This window comes from Hominimerdicola alba (assembly GCF_900109655.1).
GTDB lineage: Bacteria > Bacillota > Clostridia > Oscillospirales > Ruminococcaceae > Hominimerdicola > Hominimerdicola alba_B.
Genome location: NZ_FOAT01000018.1, coordinates 39,360 through 56,993 on the forward strand (window position 1 = coordinate 39,360; position 17,634 = coordinate 56,993).

Below are 17,634 nucleotides of genomic sequence, written 5' to 3' on the forward strand. Positions count from 1 at the left end.
GCTATGCAATAACATGAGGATACGCTTTTGTGTGAAGTAATGGTAACCATAAACGATAGATATAAATGACATGAAAAACGGCAGTCTCCGAAGAAACTGCCGTTATTTCAATTTTATTGAGTTTGTATCATTTTAATGACCAACTGACCTGTGTGAAAACTTTTTTAGTTTTCAGAATCAATTGGGCGAACATTCAAACTCTTCTGGAGATAAGAAACTAGAGCCATCGAAGTAGATAGACAACATATTCTCGTCCTCATTCACCATTTTGTCTGTTAAAGAAACAGTGTAAGCCACACCTGTTTCTACATTGGTTATTTTCAGACAGGAGCTAAGATCACCGACACCCTGAGTTTTCTGCCTGATACCGAACTGCATAGAACCGCCGTTAGGTGCACAGATGTGTCTGGGCAGAGTTTGCTGAGCGGTATTGTTCTTGTTACTGTCGAAGAACTCGAAGTACTGAGAATCACCGGGGACAGCACAACTGATATCCCATGTCTGATGTGAACCACTGTAGTTGTAAAGTGTTATCAAGTATTCGTTAGATTCAAGGCTCAGCTGATCGGCTGCCGAGGAGACGGAAACAGTAACAGCGTGTGCGGGAGCCTGTGCAGTCATCCATTTGCCGTTAACTTTTGCTACTACAACTGTCTTGTAAGAACCGCTCTGTACCTTAGGTGAAGTCCATGTGCGGACATTGCTGTCCAGCTGCTTAGCGATCTGCCACTTGTTTGCGAGGCAAACTGCTACTGCATATTTCTCAGCACCGGGAACTGCTTCCCACTTGTAGCCTATCTTTCCGTTAATGACCTTGGTCTGGAATTCGGGATAGAGGTTGGTGACTGTATCCTTCGGGGTAACTGTTATAGCATTGGAGAAGTCAGTGATCCACTGTCCGCTGGATTTTGATACAACTGCAACTTTGTAGCTGCCGCCTGCCTTCAGGTTTTTAAGTACATAAGATGTACCTGTGCCATGATCGAGAAGCTTCCACTTGCCGTTAATATAGCCTGCAACACCGTACTCTTCTGCACCTTCAACATCTTCCCAGCTGAGCTTTACTGCGCCATTGACCTTTTCATAGGAGATCTTAGGTGCGGCATAGGGCAGCTTGTCCAGCACTTCATCCTTTTCGTCTACATATGACTTGCCGTCAACGGTCACTGTTGCAACATAGCGAAGCAAGCCTGTTTTTGTGTAGGTGGGGTCAGATATATTCTTAACAGTTATCTTAGCGTCAGTATTGATCACCTTCGTACCGCATCTTTTGCACTTAACGGTAAGGTGGGCGGAGGAATAATCGCTGCTCCATTTCCAAACGGGTTCATCGAGGTCATGTCCGAGAGCTTTGATGATGGCTTCATCCTTAGTGATCTCGTTCGTACACTCTTCGTCGGAGTAATACTTGTCGCTGAACGAATTGTACCAGAATTCGATATTGCCGTTATGGGTGCAGTTAGGTTCGCAAGCTTCATAGTGTATGCTTCTGTTGTATTCGCCTATTTCGTAAAAATTGATCGGATCAGAATCGCCAAGCCTTGCACCTCCATTATACTCTTCATATATGGTGATCAACTTGAATTCCGGTTCAGCATCAGGATAAACAACTGTTGTCCTGCAAAGGATCTTGTGCATTTTACAAGCTACGTAACAAGTTCCGAAGTATGCTATCGGTTCATAATCCACGCCATCGAGTCCGTCGATAGACTGATTGAAAGCAGTCAGAATTTCTTCATTAGCATCAAGCGTGGTATCTCCATCATTTACGTCATAGCCACCAGCAGACCCGTATGGGCTGCTTTTCAATACCGTTGTCCTGCCGATGATCTTAGCACCACCCTTAAGATCCTTATAAATGTATATCAGATAATAAGAGGGTCTTGCCAGCGGAGCAACAGCCTTTACCTTGCATAAAATACAGTAATTTGTACCCGCCACGCACTGCCTTGCAAGCACTGCAACAGGAGTGTATGCAACTCCGTCGATGTTGCTGGTCGCCTTGTCCAGAGCATCAATAGCATCGGGATTGTTTTCGGGCGATGTACTGCCTTTTACAGCCGCCCAGCCGCCTGACACCTTATCCGAAGCCGAGTGATATCCGGAACTTCCGATGTTATCCTCCGCACTTGCTGCTACAGCAGACATACAGCCCGCAATGCACAAAGCAGCGGTCAGACCCGCCAGTGTACGCTTCATAACGTTATGTTTCTTTTCCAATTTGATTACCTCCGTTTACAAAAATCTTTTTGCTACACAAAAATGTTGTTAGTTTATTCATCTAACATCAATGATTATATTACAGTTTTTCTGACAACGCAAGCATTTAGTTGTATTTTTTAGTATTTTAGCATCGATTTGTAGAAAATAAACATTCAGTATACTGGATATTGGTCAAATGTGCTGAGCAAAATATTGACATTTCTGGCAATAGCAGGAAATCAGCGCATTGCAGAACTTAGACATATCGGTAAGTCGGGAGCAGTATCACATCAATGTCTGCTCGTTTATTATCAGATGAAATTCAAGATCAAGAAAACCTGCAGCTTTGCGGCAGAGCAGCATACGTTCCATGAATATCTCAAAATATTCGCCTATCTCACCGTATCTTGTATCTATTTCAAGCTTCAGCTTTATGGCTGTATGCTCCTGATTGATCTTCAGCTTGGAAGACTTTACAGAATAGTTTACCCTGTCATGGATATCATAATTTCTTTTATCATCATCCTGAACACGGCTTCTTCTGACATCGGATTTATCCGCCAGGATAAGTGCCGCGGCTATCTTGCTTACGGGAAGACCGCAGCCTTCGTCATGGTTGCCGATGGCCTGTATTATCGGAGCTATATCCTCAGCGGGGATACCCATTTTATCCAGAAGATAGAATGTCATCATCGCGCCTGACTGGCTGTGATCCTCGCGGTTTATGACGTTTCCCAGATCGTGCATCCATGCTGCTGTTAATGCAAGGTCTATTGTGTGGTCGTCCAAATCTAAAGTTTCAAGAATGTATCCCACACGGTCGGCAACAACTCCTATGTGCGCAAAGCTATGCTCGGTATAACCCATAGCCTGCATCGATTCGTTTTGTGCCTTTATATATACGTTTATATTGTGATCCTGTTTTATCCTGTTGAACAGCGGAAATCTATCCGCATTTTCCTGAGCATTATTTATCCACACAGTTTCAAATCAACTCCTTATAAAGTAATCATCAAATGTCAAATCTATCTTTGCGGGATCATATGAACTGATCTACTAACTATTGATATTATACTATATTTGTGTGAGTGTTGTCAATCGGCATAATGAGCTTCGCGGGAAAAGGAAAGGGGAGTGCCGGGCAGAGATCTTACTATCTCCGAGTTTTATGCAATCATCATATCCGAGTTATTTCCGAGAAAAGGCGCGTAAACAGCTGTGCCGTTTACGCGCTTTCTCACTCGTTTTGTTATCTCAGTTCGATAATATTATTCTGCGGGATTCAGTGCCAGCAGGTCAGCTGTATTTAAATTCTGATCCATGTCAGCAGTTTTGTTAGTGAAATCCACTGCATATTCCCCATAAATTACCGATTTGTCTGTTTCATCGCTTGTAATTATAATTGTGAACTTCTCAGCGCCAATGCCTTCCAGGTCAAAGTCGAATGTTTTTACCTCTCCAAGCGTATCTGCATTTATGGATTTTGTATACTTCACCGTTCCGTCCTCGTCACAGAGATCAATACGGTAGGAGCCGCGCAGATCTCCGGGCAATGGTGTCCTTATTGTCAGCTTGACAGGTTCAGTAATGCCGGCTGAAACAGAAATGGTTATTTCGTCGTACTTGTTCAGCGTTGTATCGGGTTCGACAGACTGCTCAACGACAGTACCCTTTTCTGCACTGTTCAAGACATCTTTATTCTTTACGGAAAGACCCGCCTCTTTCAGCAGCAGCATTGCCTCGTCTTCTTTCATACCTACTACATTTGGGACCGTTACGGTTTCGGGTTCACCTAACTTGCCCTTTGAAATAAACAGCGTTACTCCACTATCCAATGCAAGCTCAGTGCCTGGTGCGGGTTCAGTTCCGATAACCATGCCCGCGGGAATTACATCATCGTATTTTTCCCTTATTACTGGGATGAATCCTGCTGCTCTAATCGTACTTTCGGCAACTTTCTGTTCATATTCTGTCACATCGGGCATGATGTTTTCTGCGTTATCATCCGTAGTGTCGGTATCCTCATCACCGGTCGCATAAACGTCACTTGTCGGCTGACTTGCGGGTTTAGGGATATCGGCATTGATATTGTTCATATGGAGCATACCCGCTGTGATCACACCAACTGTCAGAACTGCGACGCAGGCTGCAATGATACCGCCGCGTTTTACCTGTATCTTGCCTCTGCGAACCTCTGTATCATCCGTTTTTGATGCTGTTATATTCTTTCGTTTTTCGTTGATTATCTCGTTCATCTCAAATCCTGCCTTTCTCATTACGGAGGAAAGTACACGCTTCTTTTGGGCATCGGTGACTTCGGCATTTTCTTCAAATCCCGCAAATGTGTCCTCGAAAAGCTCTGCGTCCTGAACAGAAAGATCTATCTTCAGCTCTTCATTTTCACGCTTCATTACTCTTCCTCCTTTAGAATTTTTCTCAGCTTGACAAGACCTCTCGATACTCTCTTGTCTACCGCTTTAGGATTTAAGTGAAGTTCTTCGGCGATCTCCTTTGTTTTCTGACCGAAGAAGTATTTTCGGATAAATATGCTTGTATCAGGTTCGCCCAGCTTTTTTATTGCCGCGGCGAGAGCGGTACGGTTATCAGACAATTGCTCCTGCGTAGGTATCTCTCCCGCATCTTCCAGTGGAAGGATATCCGGGGAAGATATGTGTTTGCGGAACACATCGGTGCAGTGTCTTCCCGCTATCACGGAAAGGTACGCCCTCACCGAACGTATATCAAAGCCGTTGCTCTGACCCGTCTGATAGAATTTGAAAAATATATCGCTGACCGCTTCTTCAATATCCTCGCTGCTGCAAATGCCGTTCAGTTTGGTACGCGCTATCTTCATCACATAAGCCGTATACCTGTCGACCACAGCCGCCAGTCCCTCTTTGGGTGAGCTTTTCAGCTTTTCGATAAGTTCTTTATCCGTCATACAATGACCTCACTTTTTGAAACGTTTCACTATGTTAGTCGTATCCGAAGCAGGAAATGAGACATCATCGGAAGAAAATTATAACAGATCTTTGTTAATATTTTATGAACACATCTGCTGAGGTAAAATCATGGTGTAGTTCAATTGCTTATGTCTTGTGTTATTCCTGAAAATTACGGTTCATATGGTTGACGGTTAGGACAGGTTATGATATAATCATCATATCGTGACAGGGGCGCTTATTCAAAAAACATGACATTTATAAGGAACTATATTATGAAAATTAGAGACAATTTAAGAGACAAGGAATACTTTGATACTTTTATCGAGGAAGAACTGGAAGACATACAGATGTTTGAGGACAGCCTTGCCGACGGTGAGATCGAAGAGGACAGGATAGACTCTATAAAAGATGAGATACTATTGATCAAACTCGGTATAATCATTGCAAAATATTCAAGGGGAGATCCTCTTGATGATATAAGGCAGGAGTTTGAAGATATGATCGACTTGTTTTGCGGAGCATGGGACGGCGGTATTTATGAAGATAATCTGTGGTTTGCATCAATAGCCTATCTTCTTGGTCTGGACAGCGTAATACTTAATAAGATCAGGAAAAAAATTAATGGAAAGTGACACATATGACTATCTTATTGATTTTATTCTTACTGGTGCTGAAAGTGAATTTGACAATAGCAGGATATCTTTCCCGCGTTCCTATAAAATGCTGGTCAAAAGCATAAAGGAGAATGACAGGGAAGCCCTGCTAAAATATCTGCGCGGATGGTACAAGGGAAGTCGTGAAAGTTCCTGCTATGATACACACAAGATAAAAGATGATAATCTCTATTACGGATACTGGTGTTTTGAAGCAGGTGCAGTTGCCAAAAGGCTCGGAATGGACGACAGTGATATGCAGAATGAACAGTATTATCCCTACGATTTGGTCCATTTTGATGCGTGATAATTCCTGAAAACATAAAATGAAATGGGGGATTATTTCGGTGAAAGAATCGATTATAAAAGATTTTTATAACATAACAATGAACGGCAGACTGTGCTACATTTTCATGTGTATAGAACGATATCTGACCCAACTTTATCCTGAACGGGACTGGGCACCGATATCAAAAAGAATGTGGCAGTGGACAACTCATTTGTGGGACGAATCATCTGATATTTATTCTGAAGCGGTACCCGAATATATCCTTGAATTTGAGGGCTATGAAAAAACAAACGAACTGGTATATGATGGAAATCTGAAAATAGAAGATTACGATGAGATCACCGCATTATTCAAAGACATTACAAATGGTGACGGTGATGATGAATTCTGTCACGTATTAAAAATACCCATCGATTTCGGCTGTATATGTGAGGGGACAAGCTTTAAGTGTGCAGAACCGCTTGTTGTTGAACTGATCGTAGAAATTGAAAACATTCTGAAAAAGCATGATATCCGATACCCCGATAAAGCGCTGCTGAAAAGCTTTGAAAATGAAAGAGATAAGCCGATTGAATGTTATGAAAAAGAACCGGGCTGGGGAGATTTTGAAAATACTGAGTACTTATCGATCATCTTGAATTAAACAGCATAATGTTATACAAAGGAGAAACGGCAATATGACACACGATATATGTTTGAATATCCACTATTCAGCACCTGATGAAATTTGGGATATGATCGGAGAAGTTTATCGTTCAATGGATCATTGGTGTGACAATGCAGGTTATCCTGCCTGGAGAGGTGAGAATATTAATTTATCTGCATTTGTTGAGCCGGGAGGTATACAGATCAGCGGAGAAATGCCTGATGAATTGTGGGATAAGTGGTGCGGCGAATTGAAATCAAAACTGTCATTAAAACTTGGGTACGAAATAGGTGAACCGGAAGATGGTTTTAAATTCAAATACTGGACTCCTTTTGAAAAAAAATATTCTGATATAAAAACCATCGATGATGTAAAGATAGTATTCAATGATTACTCAACTTTTTATTGGGACGATTTCACAGAACATGAAAGAGATATAACTGTCAAACGGCCTTATCACGCTTTTAGATCTCCGCTGATCGAACTGTATATTTACTTCGATGATACAGATATACTATCAGGAAAGAAACTGCAGCAAGAGTTTCTGGAATTTCAGTCAAGACTTAACGAATTGAATATTCATATTTGTCGGTTTAAAACGGTCGATGAGATATAGAAAAAAGATTTCAAATACTGAATAGCATACAGTTTAAACGAATATGATAAACACCCCTTCGACCCGAATAGATCGAAGGGGTGTTGTTTTTTGTATCAGTTAAGATATGTGTTATTACCTGACAGTTACTGTTACAGCATTCTTGATAGATGCTGTTGCTGTCCATTCACCGTTGACCTTAGCTGCAATCGCAACTCTGTAAGTCATGCCGGGAGTTAGGTTCTTGGGTGTTACATAGCTTCTTGAAGAAGCGGGGATAGAGGAAGTCTGAACTCTCCACTTGCCTGCCAGGAAAACTGCGATACCGTAGTTGGTAGCGCCCTGTACAGGTGACCAGATGAACTGGATCTGGTGATATCTCTGGTTGTAATTTACAGCGGTGATAGCAGGATATACCTCAGGGTCATTATTACCGTGGTTATTATTGGATTTGATCCCGAAAGAATAATTCTTCTTGAATTCAGGAGCACTGTTTACGATCCTTGATGCGCCGTCGCTGGTGCAGCCGTTCAGATTTACAAGTGCTGCACAAGCCAGAGCGAAGCATCCGTTGTAGTCAAGGGCACCCTCTGTCCAGCGGTAGCTGTCGGTAACTTCGTTGAATGTACCTGAAGAATCAGGTCCGCCGATGAGGTAGCCATAGTTTACATACTTTGCATCAGGGTTGGAAGAAGCATCACCGTTGCCGGGGTTTGCAGCTCTGTGGTGTACCTTGGAAGACCATGAGTTGCCGAAACCGGTCAGGAAGCTCTTGTTCTGGGGGTTGTTGCCGAGGATATAGTTCATCTGATACTTAGCACCCTTAGCAAGGGCATCATCCTTATTGTTGCCGATAGAAGCAAGGGCTTCCATCTGAACAGCACAGTTGTAACGTGTGCAGCCCCACTCCTGTTTGCAGGAATTGTAAGTGCCCTCTTTCAGACCGCCCATGTTATTTACTTCAAACTGAAGCTCCTTAGCGTATGCTTCATCGCCTGTCTTTTTGTACATCAGTGCAGCATAACCTGACCAAACTTTGTCCCAGCTGTACAGATAATAATCATAGTACTGGTTATTGTAGCAGCCGTTGCCTGTGGGCTTGAAGGAAGGCATTGAGCCCTCGCCCAGAACATACAGCCAGCCTTCAGCCATTGCCTGCTCGTCCTGATACTGTGAATTGGTAGCATACATGGAACCCATACCTTCCATATAGTTGCCTGTATGCTGTGTGCCGAACTTGTACAGAGCCTTAGCGTACTTTGTACACTGTGCAGCGTATGAAGCGTCAGTATCCTTGAAAGCAACAGCAGTACCTGCAAGTGCGCTTGCCATTTCCAGTACTATAGCAGAATTGTTACTGGAAGTTGTCAGCCAGTATGTAGGACGGTCGCCGTTCTGGTTTTCGGGAGCGCCCCAGTAGCTGTGGTCGCCCTCGTTGGATACCATATAGCATACAGCGCCTACTTCGCCGCTGTTATCCAGGAATGTTGTCTTCATCATGTAATCTGCGCCATTCTTCAGAATGTACAGCAGATGGTCGCGGCAGCCTGCCTTTTCATAAGCACCGGGATTGAGATAATCGGAAAGTGCCAGGCTGTTCATGCCGAAGCCGATGGTCAGATTGAACTTGATATGGTCGCCTGCATCGTGATAACCGCCCGAAACATCAACCTTGCCGTCTCCGTCAGGGTCAACAACGCTGCGTGCGCCGCCGAGGTTTACAGCGTTTGAAAGGCTTGCCTGTGCATCGCTTACATGGCAGTTGCCTCTCCATGCCAGCGGGTTATCGTCCACCCCTGTACCACACTGGTTGGAATCATAGAAATACAGCGACAATGCCAGCGCCTCTGCATAATTCGCGTCCTCGCCATATGCAGATGCTGTTAACGTCGCAGACGGGATCACCGATGTCATCATTGTGCCTGCTGATAACAGTGCAGTTGTGAATGCGGCGATCTTTGAGAGCTTTTTCCTTTGATTTTTCATCTCTAAACACTCCTATTCCATAAGTTTTAAACGTATACGGACAAAATGACCGATCCTGCCACCCATGCAAGATCATTATCCAATATGAAAATATTATAACATATTATTTCGTTTTTGTCTACATATTTCTACGAATTTGTTTGTAAACTTTTTGCATATCGACCAATCAAATTTGCATTTTTGCCGGCTCATTTCAAAAAGGATAGTTTCTACGCTGACATGGTGATGATTCAACCGTATTTTGCAAAAAAAGCACCCCTTTCGTCAGTTTTCAATTTGGTAGATCTCCATCATACGAAACTGGCTGACAAAAGGAGAGCATTCAATTTTATGTAATTTGTATTTGTAATATCACCTTATAGAAACCGTCACAGCATTTTTTATGGCGTTTAAGGTATCCCATTTGCCGTTTACTCTTGCTGCAATAGCCACCTTGTAGGATAAACCGGGGGTAAGGTTCTTTGGAGTAGTGTAAACAGTGCCTGTGATATTCTGGGACTGTATCCTCCATTTGCCTGCCAGATAAACAGCAATGCCATATCTGTCAGCACCTTCCACCTTATCCCATGTAAATCTTACCTGGTGATATTGCTGATTGTATGTGACGTTGATATTTGTGGGGTATGTTACAGGATCTTTCTCAATGTATGGCTTATCTTTTTTCGGATAGATGCGGGTGAATACATCCAGTGATTCGAGAGGGTAGCCATTGAAATCGAACAGCGCCTGATTATCAAAAGATGATCCGCCTGCTGAGGTTACATCGTGATCGTACTCTGAAGCATAAGATGAAGCCCAACCGCATCCGTATTTATCCCATTTATTCCTCTGCTGTGAGGAAGTACCACTGACACCAAGCCATGCAGGTTCCCAGTAGAATGCACCTATGCCCTTATCGCCGCAGTTAGCGATAGCCTGAAATACATCGGTAACTGCCTGTGTCTGTCCTTGAACGGAAATATCATAGTTCAGATCTACGCCGCTTGACCATGCAGAGATAGTATTGCCGAATGAATCGCCATTCTCTGAAGTATATGGATATGCCGTTTCAGCAACCATTACATACTTGCCGTAAGTATCACCGATAGTCTTCAGCACGCTGGTAAGGTTACTCAGCGAACCGTGCCAGTATGGATAATAAGAAGTTGCAAAAACGTCATAATCAAGATTGCACTCGTTCATGACTTTTGCGTACCAGTTGAAGTAATCTACATGGGAAGGATTGGCAAAATGATGGGCGATAAGGATATTTCTGTCAAAGTCACGAACTGCCTTTTCACCGCTTGCAAAGAGTTCGCAGATCTTATACATATCCTTTTCACCGCAGAAGAAGCACTCGGTCTCATTGCCGACCTGTACCATGCCTATATCTCCGCCTGCTTCCGTGATAGCTTTCAGAACCCAGGTCGTCCACTTGTATATCTCTCCCGAAAGGGTATACTGATCGTGAGGTGCCCAGTATTTCGGGCGTGTCTGCTTGGAAGGATCAGCCCAGAAATCGGAATACTGAATGTCCACCAGCAGCTTGATGCCGTATTTTGCAGCTCGTCTGCCGATCTCGCAGGCAGCATTAACATCATTGTTTCCGCCGCCGTAGCTGTGCCCCTTTCCGTCATTCGGTTCATTCCACACACGTACACGAATGTAGTTTACATCATGATCGTAGAGCACACGGAAGATATCTTCTTCCTTGCCGTTATCATCATGGAAAACGACACCAGCCTGTTCGATGGAGAGAATGGAGGAAATGTCTACACCACGAATCGGTTCGCCTCCATTGACATTTGCGGGAAAAGAATTGAATGTGACGCTCTTGTTATAAGTAGCAGCTGATGATGTTATCATAAATGCGGACGATGTCAGCATCATTACAGATGCAGTCAGTCCAGCGCATACTTTTGCTGCACGCTGAAATATTTTTTTCTTCATAACACTCAGATTTGACCTCCCTATAATATTATTTGGTATAATCAAATAACCATTTTTGCATCTTTATTATATCAATTTTTCAGGCACTTGTCAACTGAATTTATTAACACTTATTTGGGTTCAAATTTGTATATTATCTGTCAAATATCTTATTGTGCTGTGTATGATTTTTATATAAAGGCAAAGATATCAAAAACAGAAAACTTTCATTGAAGAAATTAACCTTATTTACAGAAAACGAAATACATTTTTTCTGACGCTCGAATATTCATGTGCCGATATGAAAATAAGACCGACTGTTTTCACAATCGGTCTTATCAATTATTTATGGTCACACAAAATTTGTCAGTGACAAATTTTTATGGAATTATTATTTTACTACAATAGTGTCGCTTCCGCCGGGACGTCTGTATGTGCCCTTGTAAGTCTTGCTGAAGCAGTTGAATTTACCGTTACCGCGGAAATACAGATAACCCTCATCGAAGGTCTTTTTGTTATTGAAATAGTATGTAACAGCTTCCTTAACTTCATTGGTTACCTTGCTTGAATATGTTTTCAGATTTGCATAGCTTGATGCACCTGAGAACTGGTTCTTCTGTGTGATTACTCCCTTTATAGTGTTAGGAAAATCCTTTGAGTTTTTGCGGTTCATTACTACTTCAACTACAAGTGCCTTTTCATACATTGAAATGTTGCTGAGATTTGCCTCATGTGCAACGCAGTTACAAAGAAGTATATAATTGGCCTCGCTTACGCCCTTGGGAACTTCTATTTTTATTCTCAGTGCGTTCTTCATTGCTTTAATTGTCTTGGGACCAACGATGCCGTCAACTTCTTTTGCTCCCATATATTTTTTCTGGAAATTTCTAACTGCAGTGTCTGTATTTTTGCCGAAATCACCGTCAACAGTGAGTTTTGCCTTCATCAGCTTGTTAAGACCGCACTGTACCCACTTTACCGAATCTCCCTTGCTGCCCTTCTTCAGGGTTGTAGTAGGAGTAGCGTGAAGCTCAAAGCTGGTGGAAGAGAGCTTTGCAGCTGCCGAAACAGTGATCGATGTTGCATCAATGATATTTGGTGCTATACCCGGGAGTGCTGTGCCTCCACAAAGAAGCGAAAATGCCAGTAATACTGATGCAGTTTTTTTTGCTACGATTTTCATTGGTTTTTCATCCTTTCGTAAGTTAAAATAAATTTCGGATTAACAAAAAATCCATTATTATTATATTTTATTTTTTAATCAATTTCTAACCAATTATTGTCAATAATTTAAACCAAAACGCAATAATTGGTCGGTTTTTGATGCGACAAAAGTTTAATATATTCTGATTTTATGGCGTTTTTACAGCTTTCAATGTGCGTCATTTTATGCTACTACATTATTAAAGAATAATAAATTGACTAAATCTTTTAGAGCTTAATATATTTTGATATATAATATTTTAACTTTTGTCAATCTTTTCACCTCTGTAACTTTACCAAACTGCTTGACTTACTCGCCATTATCATGATCATATTGCCTTTATGATCCACAAAATACAAATATCAGACAGTTCAAGTCTGAACTAACTTGATCTGATCTAATAAATTCAAAACGGATAGACTGTCATTATCTGCTGTCTATCCGTTTTGGATTATAACCGTAAATCCTTCTGCGTAGTTCTTGACATAAATATTGCATTTTGCTATACTTATCTATAAAAAGGAGGACATGGCTATGGTAGATAAAAAAGCAATTGCGTTATTGAAAAAGTACTATCTTTCCTACAAATCAGAGGGACAGCCATCGGAAGCTGATTTAGCAGATGCGGTCAAAAGCGGTGTATTTGTGGCTGATTCCGAAATGACACACGATGAGATCGTAGCAGCAGTCAAAGAATTATCCGAACGGATATCACTTGAAAGTGCCGCAAAAGCGTTTCTTTACAGTCTATCAAGCGGAGATATGCGCTATCGTTCAGCTGTGTCATCTCTGTTATGGGCAAAGGCACTGCCAAAGCATGAGTTTGTATCCAACGGTGTTGAACCGGGCGGCTGGAGAAGCCCCATGTGTATCGTCTGCGGGTGTACACACGGTCTGGAAACAAGTGAGAATATCGACTGGAACAAGTTCAATGTTTTCCGATATCTTCCGCCTAAGCAGTACGGACGTGAACCCGATTATGTCAGTGCGGAATACGTGCTTAACGATCTGCGTGAATTTGAAAAACTGCCTGCGGTTGAACCATGTGATGATGACTACCGCATACTCAACGGAATATTTGCCTGCGCAAATGAAATGAAGTCACATAATATGGATACCGCCCTTGTTGCCGAGATCCGCAAGCGCAAATTCTTTGATGCAACAGGAAACGCTATACACTGTATACTCGGCATACTTTCGGAGTGCGGTATATTTCAGAGCGATGAGAAGAAAGGCTTTCTCTATGAGTTCACCAACAGGGACGAACAGGGCTTCGGGCGCGACGGGCTGACATTCTTCCCACTGAATTTCTGGCGTGGGAAGTTCGGCGTGAACTATGATGCGGTAAACAAGATATTCGGCAGTTTCAGCGGTGATAAGCTTCTGCCGGAAAAGGCAGCTGCTCCCGAGAAAAAGGAGGAAGCAGCACCTAAGAAAAAAGCACTTTCAAAGGTAGAACAGTATTTCAAAGATCGTGATCACTGTATAATGCTGACAGATGATGAACGGCGTTATCTTGCTCTAGATCCGATAGATAAAAGCTGGGAGACCGAATGTATATACAGTGCACTTCGTAATTTGAGAAAGCGCATTGTTATGTTCTATGACGGTGATACGATAGTAAAGGTCATAGAGGAATATTCTTATGTCAATGAGGATACCTGTGTAAGAAAGGGCTACTGCGAATTTGATACACACCTGAAGACCGATAAAAGGTCTATGATACTACCGCTGACTGACAGAGGACGTGCAAAGCCTATCACCCCTACAAATCTTATGGCGATAGATCCTTTCGGCTGTGAAGTTGACATTTCCATGTCGGAAGAGGGCACTTCGATATGGGCTGGCAACAGGCGCAATTCACAGATACTCACCATGGGAGAAACCGATCGTATCAAGAAGATACAGAATGACAGCGATTTCCATGATTTCATGCAGTACTATATTTCCACCTGTCCCGATGATTATTTCCAGCGTATAGCTGAGATAAGGGGTCTGAAACATCAAACGGTGAAGTTCAAGGCGGGGGATATTTTCCGCTGTCAGGAAGATCGTGAACACTACACCTACGGACTGATACTCGGTAAAACCCGTGAGATCGAGAAATGGAACGAGCTGCCGAAAGAGCATTCTTTCCGTCATCTGATGACACAGCCTATCATTGTGAGAATGTACGATTTTGTGACTACCGATAAGGATATGACAGCGCAGCAGCTGAAAGATATGCCCCTTTGTCCGCCGAAGATATGCTCCGACGGTGATATCATATGGGGCAGACACAAGATAGTTGATCATAAAGAGCTGGTTCCCGATGATATAGAGTTCTGCATACACCTTACACGTATCGTCACTAAAAACGAACATGTAACGCCGTTTACCGCTGAGATGTTTTTGAGGGAGAACGAGAAAAAGGGCAAAAAGTCCCGTGAGCCTATGTCGCTTTACATCGAATGGGGCTTTGTATCAATGGAGATACCTTGGGCAGACGTCCCCGATGATATCAGGGATACGGTAGAGGAGCGCAACTGGAGCGACGGAGGTGTGTCACTTGGTATAAGCGGAGCTTACTGCGGCATGACGCTGACTCAGTTACTGAAAAAACACCCAAAACATATATATGGAGGAGATCTCCATTATCCCGAAAACAGGGAACGCTTTGATATGGTTATGGACTTTCTGGGTCTCCCAAAAGGTGCTGGATATGATGATTTTGCAGAAAAATACGGCGGTATATCACGGCAGAAGTATATCGAGCTGATCGGTGAACGAAGCAAATGATCTTTATAGTATCGTTATTTATTACGGAGTATATATAAATAGTATCCCAACAAAGTCATAAAAATCTATATATGAAAAAGCCCTCGGAATGATCCCGGGGGCTTTCATAGTTATTTTGTAATAGAAATTACTGTCCTTCGTGGAAGAAAGAGGGAAGAGCATCGTAAACGTAATGTCTTACATAGCCCCACCAGTGTGTTTTGCCTGATGCTACGAGGAAGTAGAAATTACCCTTGGAGAAATCAGATGTGTAAACGAACTGGCTCATCTTCTTCATTTCATTGATCTGGGGATTAACGTTAGGATAAGCGATATCGTCAGAACCTGTTGCTGCAAAGATGAAGTACTGGTTCTTCTGCAGACCCGATCTGTCGATCGCATTGGCAATTGACTTAGCCTTGTCGTATGCGGAGTTGCCGTTCCAGTGATCACCGCTGAGAGGCATGAAGTAGCCAACGATGTCGAGGCAGTTCTCGAGTACAGCCCATGTAGAAACTGAACCCATGGAGAATCCGCCGTATGCTCTGTGCATTCTTGATGCCTGGAGTGATGCCTGTGAAGTATTTCCGCCTGCATATGTTGAATATTTGCCTTCAACAAAAGGAACTACGCTCTGACGGAACTCGCTGTAGAATTTGCCTGCCTCAGTCTTGTTGAATGTAGGTGTAACAACGATAAGAGGCTCCATTTCGCCATTCATGATCATGTGGTCGAAGAGGTTCTGCATCATTGTATCGTTCTGACCGAACAGAGTATTCTGATCCTCTCCGCCGCCGTGCATCAGGTAGAAGATGTTGTACTTCTTGTTGCTGTCATAGCCGTAAGGCAGATATACGTTAAGGGAGTTATAGCCGTTGATGCCGTTATAGGATTCCTTTACTACCTTGCCTGCCTGTGAGCAGCTGTTGAAATAGTAGCTGGGAGCTTCCTTGAACTGCATATTTGATGTGTAGTTGTAAGCCGGTGTCTGGGTCTGCGTGTTGTTACCGCCATTGTTACCACCGTTGTTACCGCCGTTGTTGGTGTAAACAGGTGTGCGGTACTGAATGTTGTTGGAGGATCTGGTGATCACTACTACGTAGCTGTCCAGAGCGCCTGCTGTATCCCACTTGCCGTTTACTCTTGCAGCAATCGCTACTCTGTAGCTCATGTTAGGAGTAAGACCCTTGGGTGTAGTGTAGGAAGTTCCGGAAATGTTGGAATCCTGAACTCTCCACTTGCCTGCCAGATAAACTGCGATGCCGTACTTGTCAGCGCCACTTACAGCGTCCCAGGTGAATCTCATCTGGTTGTACTGGCTGCTGTATTCCATCTTAACGTTTGAAGGAACAGTTGCACTTGTTCCGCCTGTACCTGTGCCTGCGCCTGTGCCGGAAGCAACATAGCCCTTGTTTGCGATTATAGCTCTGTCAACATAGATGTCGCAGAGGCTGTCGGGAGCTTCAACATACATCTTTACATTAGATGCGCCCGAAGGAATTGTGAAGTTAGTGTTCTCAAGCTTGGACCACTTGCCTGCTGTGCAGGTGCCCTCAGCTATCTGAGTGTAATTTGTGGTACCGTTCTGATCATACTGCATGGTCAGCTGAACAGTTGTGCTCTCGGTAGGATTTACCATAGCGCTGAAGCTATAAGAGCTGCCAGGCTTGAAAGTAGAAGTGTTGACATCTACCTCACCGCCGTTCCAGTTATCAGTTCTGCCGCTTACATACAGGGACTTGCTGCCCTCATAAGCCTTGGAAGAAGATGATGCTACACTTGCAGAACCTCTGCCGCTCCAGGAATTGGTGCCGTTCTCGAATGTAGCTGAGTACAGTGTACCCTCGATCTCCGGCTCATCCGGCTCGGGGTCAGGAGTGTAGCCACTTTTGCCTTCATACATCTTCAGATTAACGTCAGCTGAACCATCGGATTCCCAACCTTCAACGTTGAAAGCAACTTCGTACAGGTTGCCCATCTTCAGGCCCTTGGATTCCCATGCCTTGAAGTGCTCGGAAACGCTGATGGTACCCTTGGTTCTAAGGTTCTGACGGATGCTGATATACTGTGTGAAATTCTTGTTGCCTTCGATGGTGTAGGAATTTCTTGCACTTGTGTAGATCTTGTATTCACTGCCGTCGATATTAACGGAACCCTTGTACTGCGCAGAAGAATCCTGTGCAGGAGACCAGTTCTTCCAGTCTTCGATGATGTAGTACTCTACCAGAGGATTCTGAGCCCAGCCGTAGATACAGATTCTGGAGTTACCTGATGAACCTGCCTGCCAGTTGCAGTCATAATCACAATAGAAATCACCGTAATCTTTGTATGTCTTAGGGTTATTCAGACCCCAGTAAAGACCACGACGAGCAAGGAAGTTACCTCTCGAACCATTAGGACCACACTTCCAGGATGTGCTGAAACCACCGTCATTGTCGTGCAGTGTCAT

Annotated in this window: 13 protein-coding genes; 5 read left to right on the forward strand and 8 right to left on the reverse strand. The window is 43.3% G+C overall.

Annotated elements, in window-relative coordinates; all coding sequences use genetic code 11:
* Window positions 1–177: 177 nt before the first annotated feature.
* The 4 genes from BMY75_RS15140 to BMY75_RS15155 all read right to left on the reverse strand — a co-directional run bounded on the left by BMY75_RS15140 (window position 178) and on the right by BMY75_RS15155 (window position 5,143).
* Window positions 178–2,220: a fibronectin type III domain-containing protein gene (locus BMY75_RS15140; RefSeq protein ID WP_074835458.1), complete on the reverse strand. Its 2,043-nt coding sequence runs from the start codon at window positions 2,218–2,220 to the stop codon at window positions 178–180.
* A gap of 267 nt (window positions 2,221–2,487) precedes the next feature.
* On the reverse strand, window positions 2,488–3,183 hold the full coding sequence (locus BMY75_RS15145) for a phosphohydrolase (protein ID WP_207646279.1): 696 nt from the start codon (window positions 3,181–3,183) through the stop codon (window positions 2,488–2,490).
* A 287-nt stretch (window positions 3,184–3,470) separates the two neighbouring features.
* Entirely contained in the window at window positions 3,471–4,613 is a 1,143-nt protein-coding gene (locus tag BMY75_RS15150; RefSeq protein ID WP_074835459.1) for a PASTA domain-containing protein, read from the reverse strand.
* Window positions 4,613–5,143, reverse strand: coding sequence for an RNA polymerase sigma factor (locus BMY75_RS15155; RefSeq protein WP_074835462.1), 531 nt, complete (start codon window positions 5,141–5,143; stop codon window positions 4,613–4,615). The genes BMY75_RS15150 and BMY75_RS15155 overlap by 1 nt, the downstream gene beginning before the upstream one ends.
* A 276-nt stretch (window positions 5,144–5,419) precedes the next feature.
* Here BMY75_RS15155 and BMY75_RS18525 point away from each other — a divergent pair, with 276 nt between their 5' ends.
* From BMY75_RS18525 to BMY75_RS15170, 4 genes are read left to right on the forward strand one after another with little or no spacing between them, the layout of a single operon-like run.
* Window positions 5,420–5,779, forward strand: coding sequence for a PoNe immunity protein domain-containing protein (locus tag BMY75_RS18525; RefSeq protein ID WP_242940257.1), 360 nt, complete (start codon window positions 5,420–5,422; stop codon window positions 5,777–5,779).
* On the forward strand, window positions 5,769–6,107 hold the full coding sequence (locus BMY75_RS18530; RefSeq protein ID WP_242940258.1) for a PoNe immunity protein domain-containing protein: 339 nt from the start codon (window positions 5,769–5,771) through the stop codon (window positions 6,105–6,107). Before BMY75_RS18525 ends, BMY75_RS18530 begins: the two co-directional genes overlap by 11 nt.
* A gap of 40 nt (window positions 6,108–6,147) precedes the next feature.
* A complete protein-coding gene (locus BMY75_RS15165) occupies window positions 6,148–6,732 on the forward strand; it encodes a hypothetical protein (RefSeq protein WP_074835464.1) in 585 nt (194 codons plus the stop codon).
* 34 nt (window positions 6,733–6,766) lie between these two features.
* A complete protein-coding gene (locus tag BMY75_RS15170) occupies window positions 6,767–7,351 on the forward strand; it encodes a hypothetical protein (protein ID WP_074835467.1) in 585 nt (194 codons plus the stop codon).
* 114 nt (window positions 7,352–7,465) lie between these two features.
* Here BMY75_RS15170 and BMY75_RS15175 read toward each other — a convergent pair whose 3' ends face one another.
* The 3 genes from BMY75_RS15175 to BMY75_RS15185 all read right to left on the reverse strand — a co-directional run bounded on the left by BMY75_RS15175 (window position 7,466) and on the right by BMY75_RS15185 (window position 12,407).
* On the reverse strand, window positions 7,466–9,316 hold the full coding sequence (locus BMY75_RS15175) for a glycoside hydrolase family 9 protein (protein ID WP_074835469.1): 1,851 nt from the start codon (window positions 9,314–9,316) through the stop codon (window positions 7,466–7,468).
* Between the two features lie 351 nt (window positions 9,317–9,667).
* Window positions 9,668–11,245, reverse strand: coding sequence for a glycosyl hydrolase 53 family protein (locus BMY75_RS15180; protein ID WP_242940259.1), 1,578 nt, complete (start codon window positions 11,243–11,245; stop codon window positions 9,668–9,670).
* Between the two features lie 370 nt (window positions 11,246–11,615).
* Entirely contained in the window at window positions 11,616–12,407 is a 792-nt protein-coding gene (locus tag BMY75_RS15185) for a peptidoglycan-binding protein (RefSeq protein WP_074835472.1), read from the reverse strand.
* 555 nt (window positions 12,408–12,962) lie between these two features.
* Here BMY75_RS15185 and BMY75_RS15190 point away from each other — a divergent pair.
* Window positions 12,963–15,206 carry an immunity 26/phosphotriesterase HocA family protein gene (locus BMY75_RS15190; RefSeq protein WP_074835475.1) on the forward strand — a complete coding sequence of 748 codons (2,244 nt, stop codon included), beginning with the start codon at window positions 12,963–12,965 and terminating at the stop codon, window positions 15,204–15,206.
* Window positions 15,207–15,333: 127 nt separating this feature from the next.
* Here the strand turns inward: BMY75_RS15190 and BMY75_RS15195 are convergent.
* Window positions 15,334–17,634: glycoside hydrolase family 11 protein (locus tag BMY75_RS15195; RefSeq protein WP_074835478.1), on the reverse strand; the 2,301-nt coding region annotated here is incomplete at its 5' end.

Coding starts and splice junctions, on each gene's coding strand:
- BMY75_RS15180 (WP_242940259.1), bottom strand. CDS start 11,245: ATGAAGAAAAAAATATTTCAGCGTGCAGCAAAAGTATGCGCTGGACTG.
- BMY75_RS15190 (WP_074835475.1), top strand. CDS start 12,963: ATGGTAGATAAAAAAGCAATTGCGTTATTGAAAAAGTACTATCTTTCC.
- BMY75_RS15175 (WP_074835469.1), bottom strand. CDS start 9,316: ATGAAAAATCAAAGGAAAAAGCTCTCAAAGATCGCCGCATTCACAACT.
- BMY75_RS15170 (WP_074835467.1), top strand. CDS start 6,767: ATGACACACGATATATGTTTGAATATCCACTATTCAGCACCTGATGAA.
- BMY75_RS15185 (WP_074835472.1), bottom strand. CDS start 12,407: ATGAAAATCGTAGCAAAAAAAACTGCATCAGTATTACTGGCATTTTCG.
- BMY75_RS15155 (WP_074835462.1), bottom strand. CDS start 5,143: ATGACGGATAAAGAACTTATCGAAAAGCTGAAAAGCTCACCCAAAGAG.
- BMY75_RS18525 (WP_242940257.1), top strand. CDS start 5,420: ATGAAAATTAGAGACAATTTAAGAGACAAGGAATACTTTGATACTTTT.
- BMY75_RS18530 (WP_242940258.1), top strand. CDS start 5,769: ATGGAAAGTGACACATATGACTATCTTATTGATTTTATTCTTACTGGT.
- BMY75_RS15150 (WP_074835459.1), bottom strand. CDS start 4,613: ATGAAGCGTGAAAATGAAGAGCTGAAGATAGATCTTTCTGTTCAGGAC.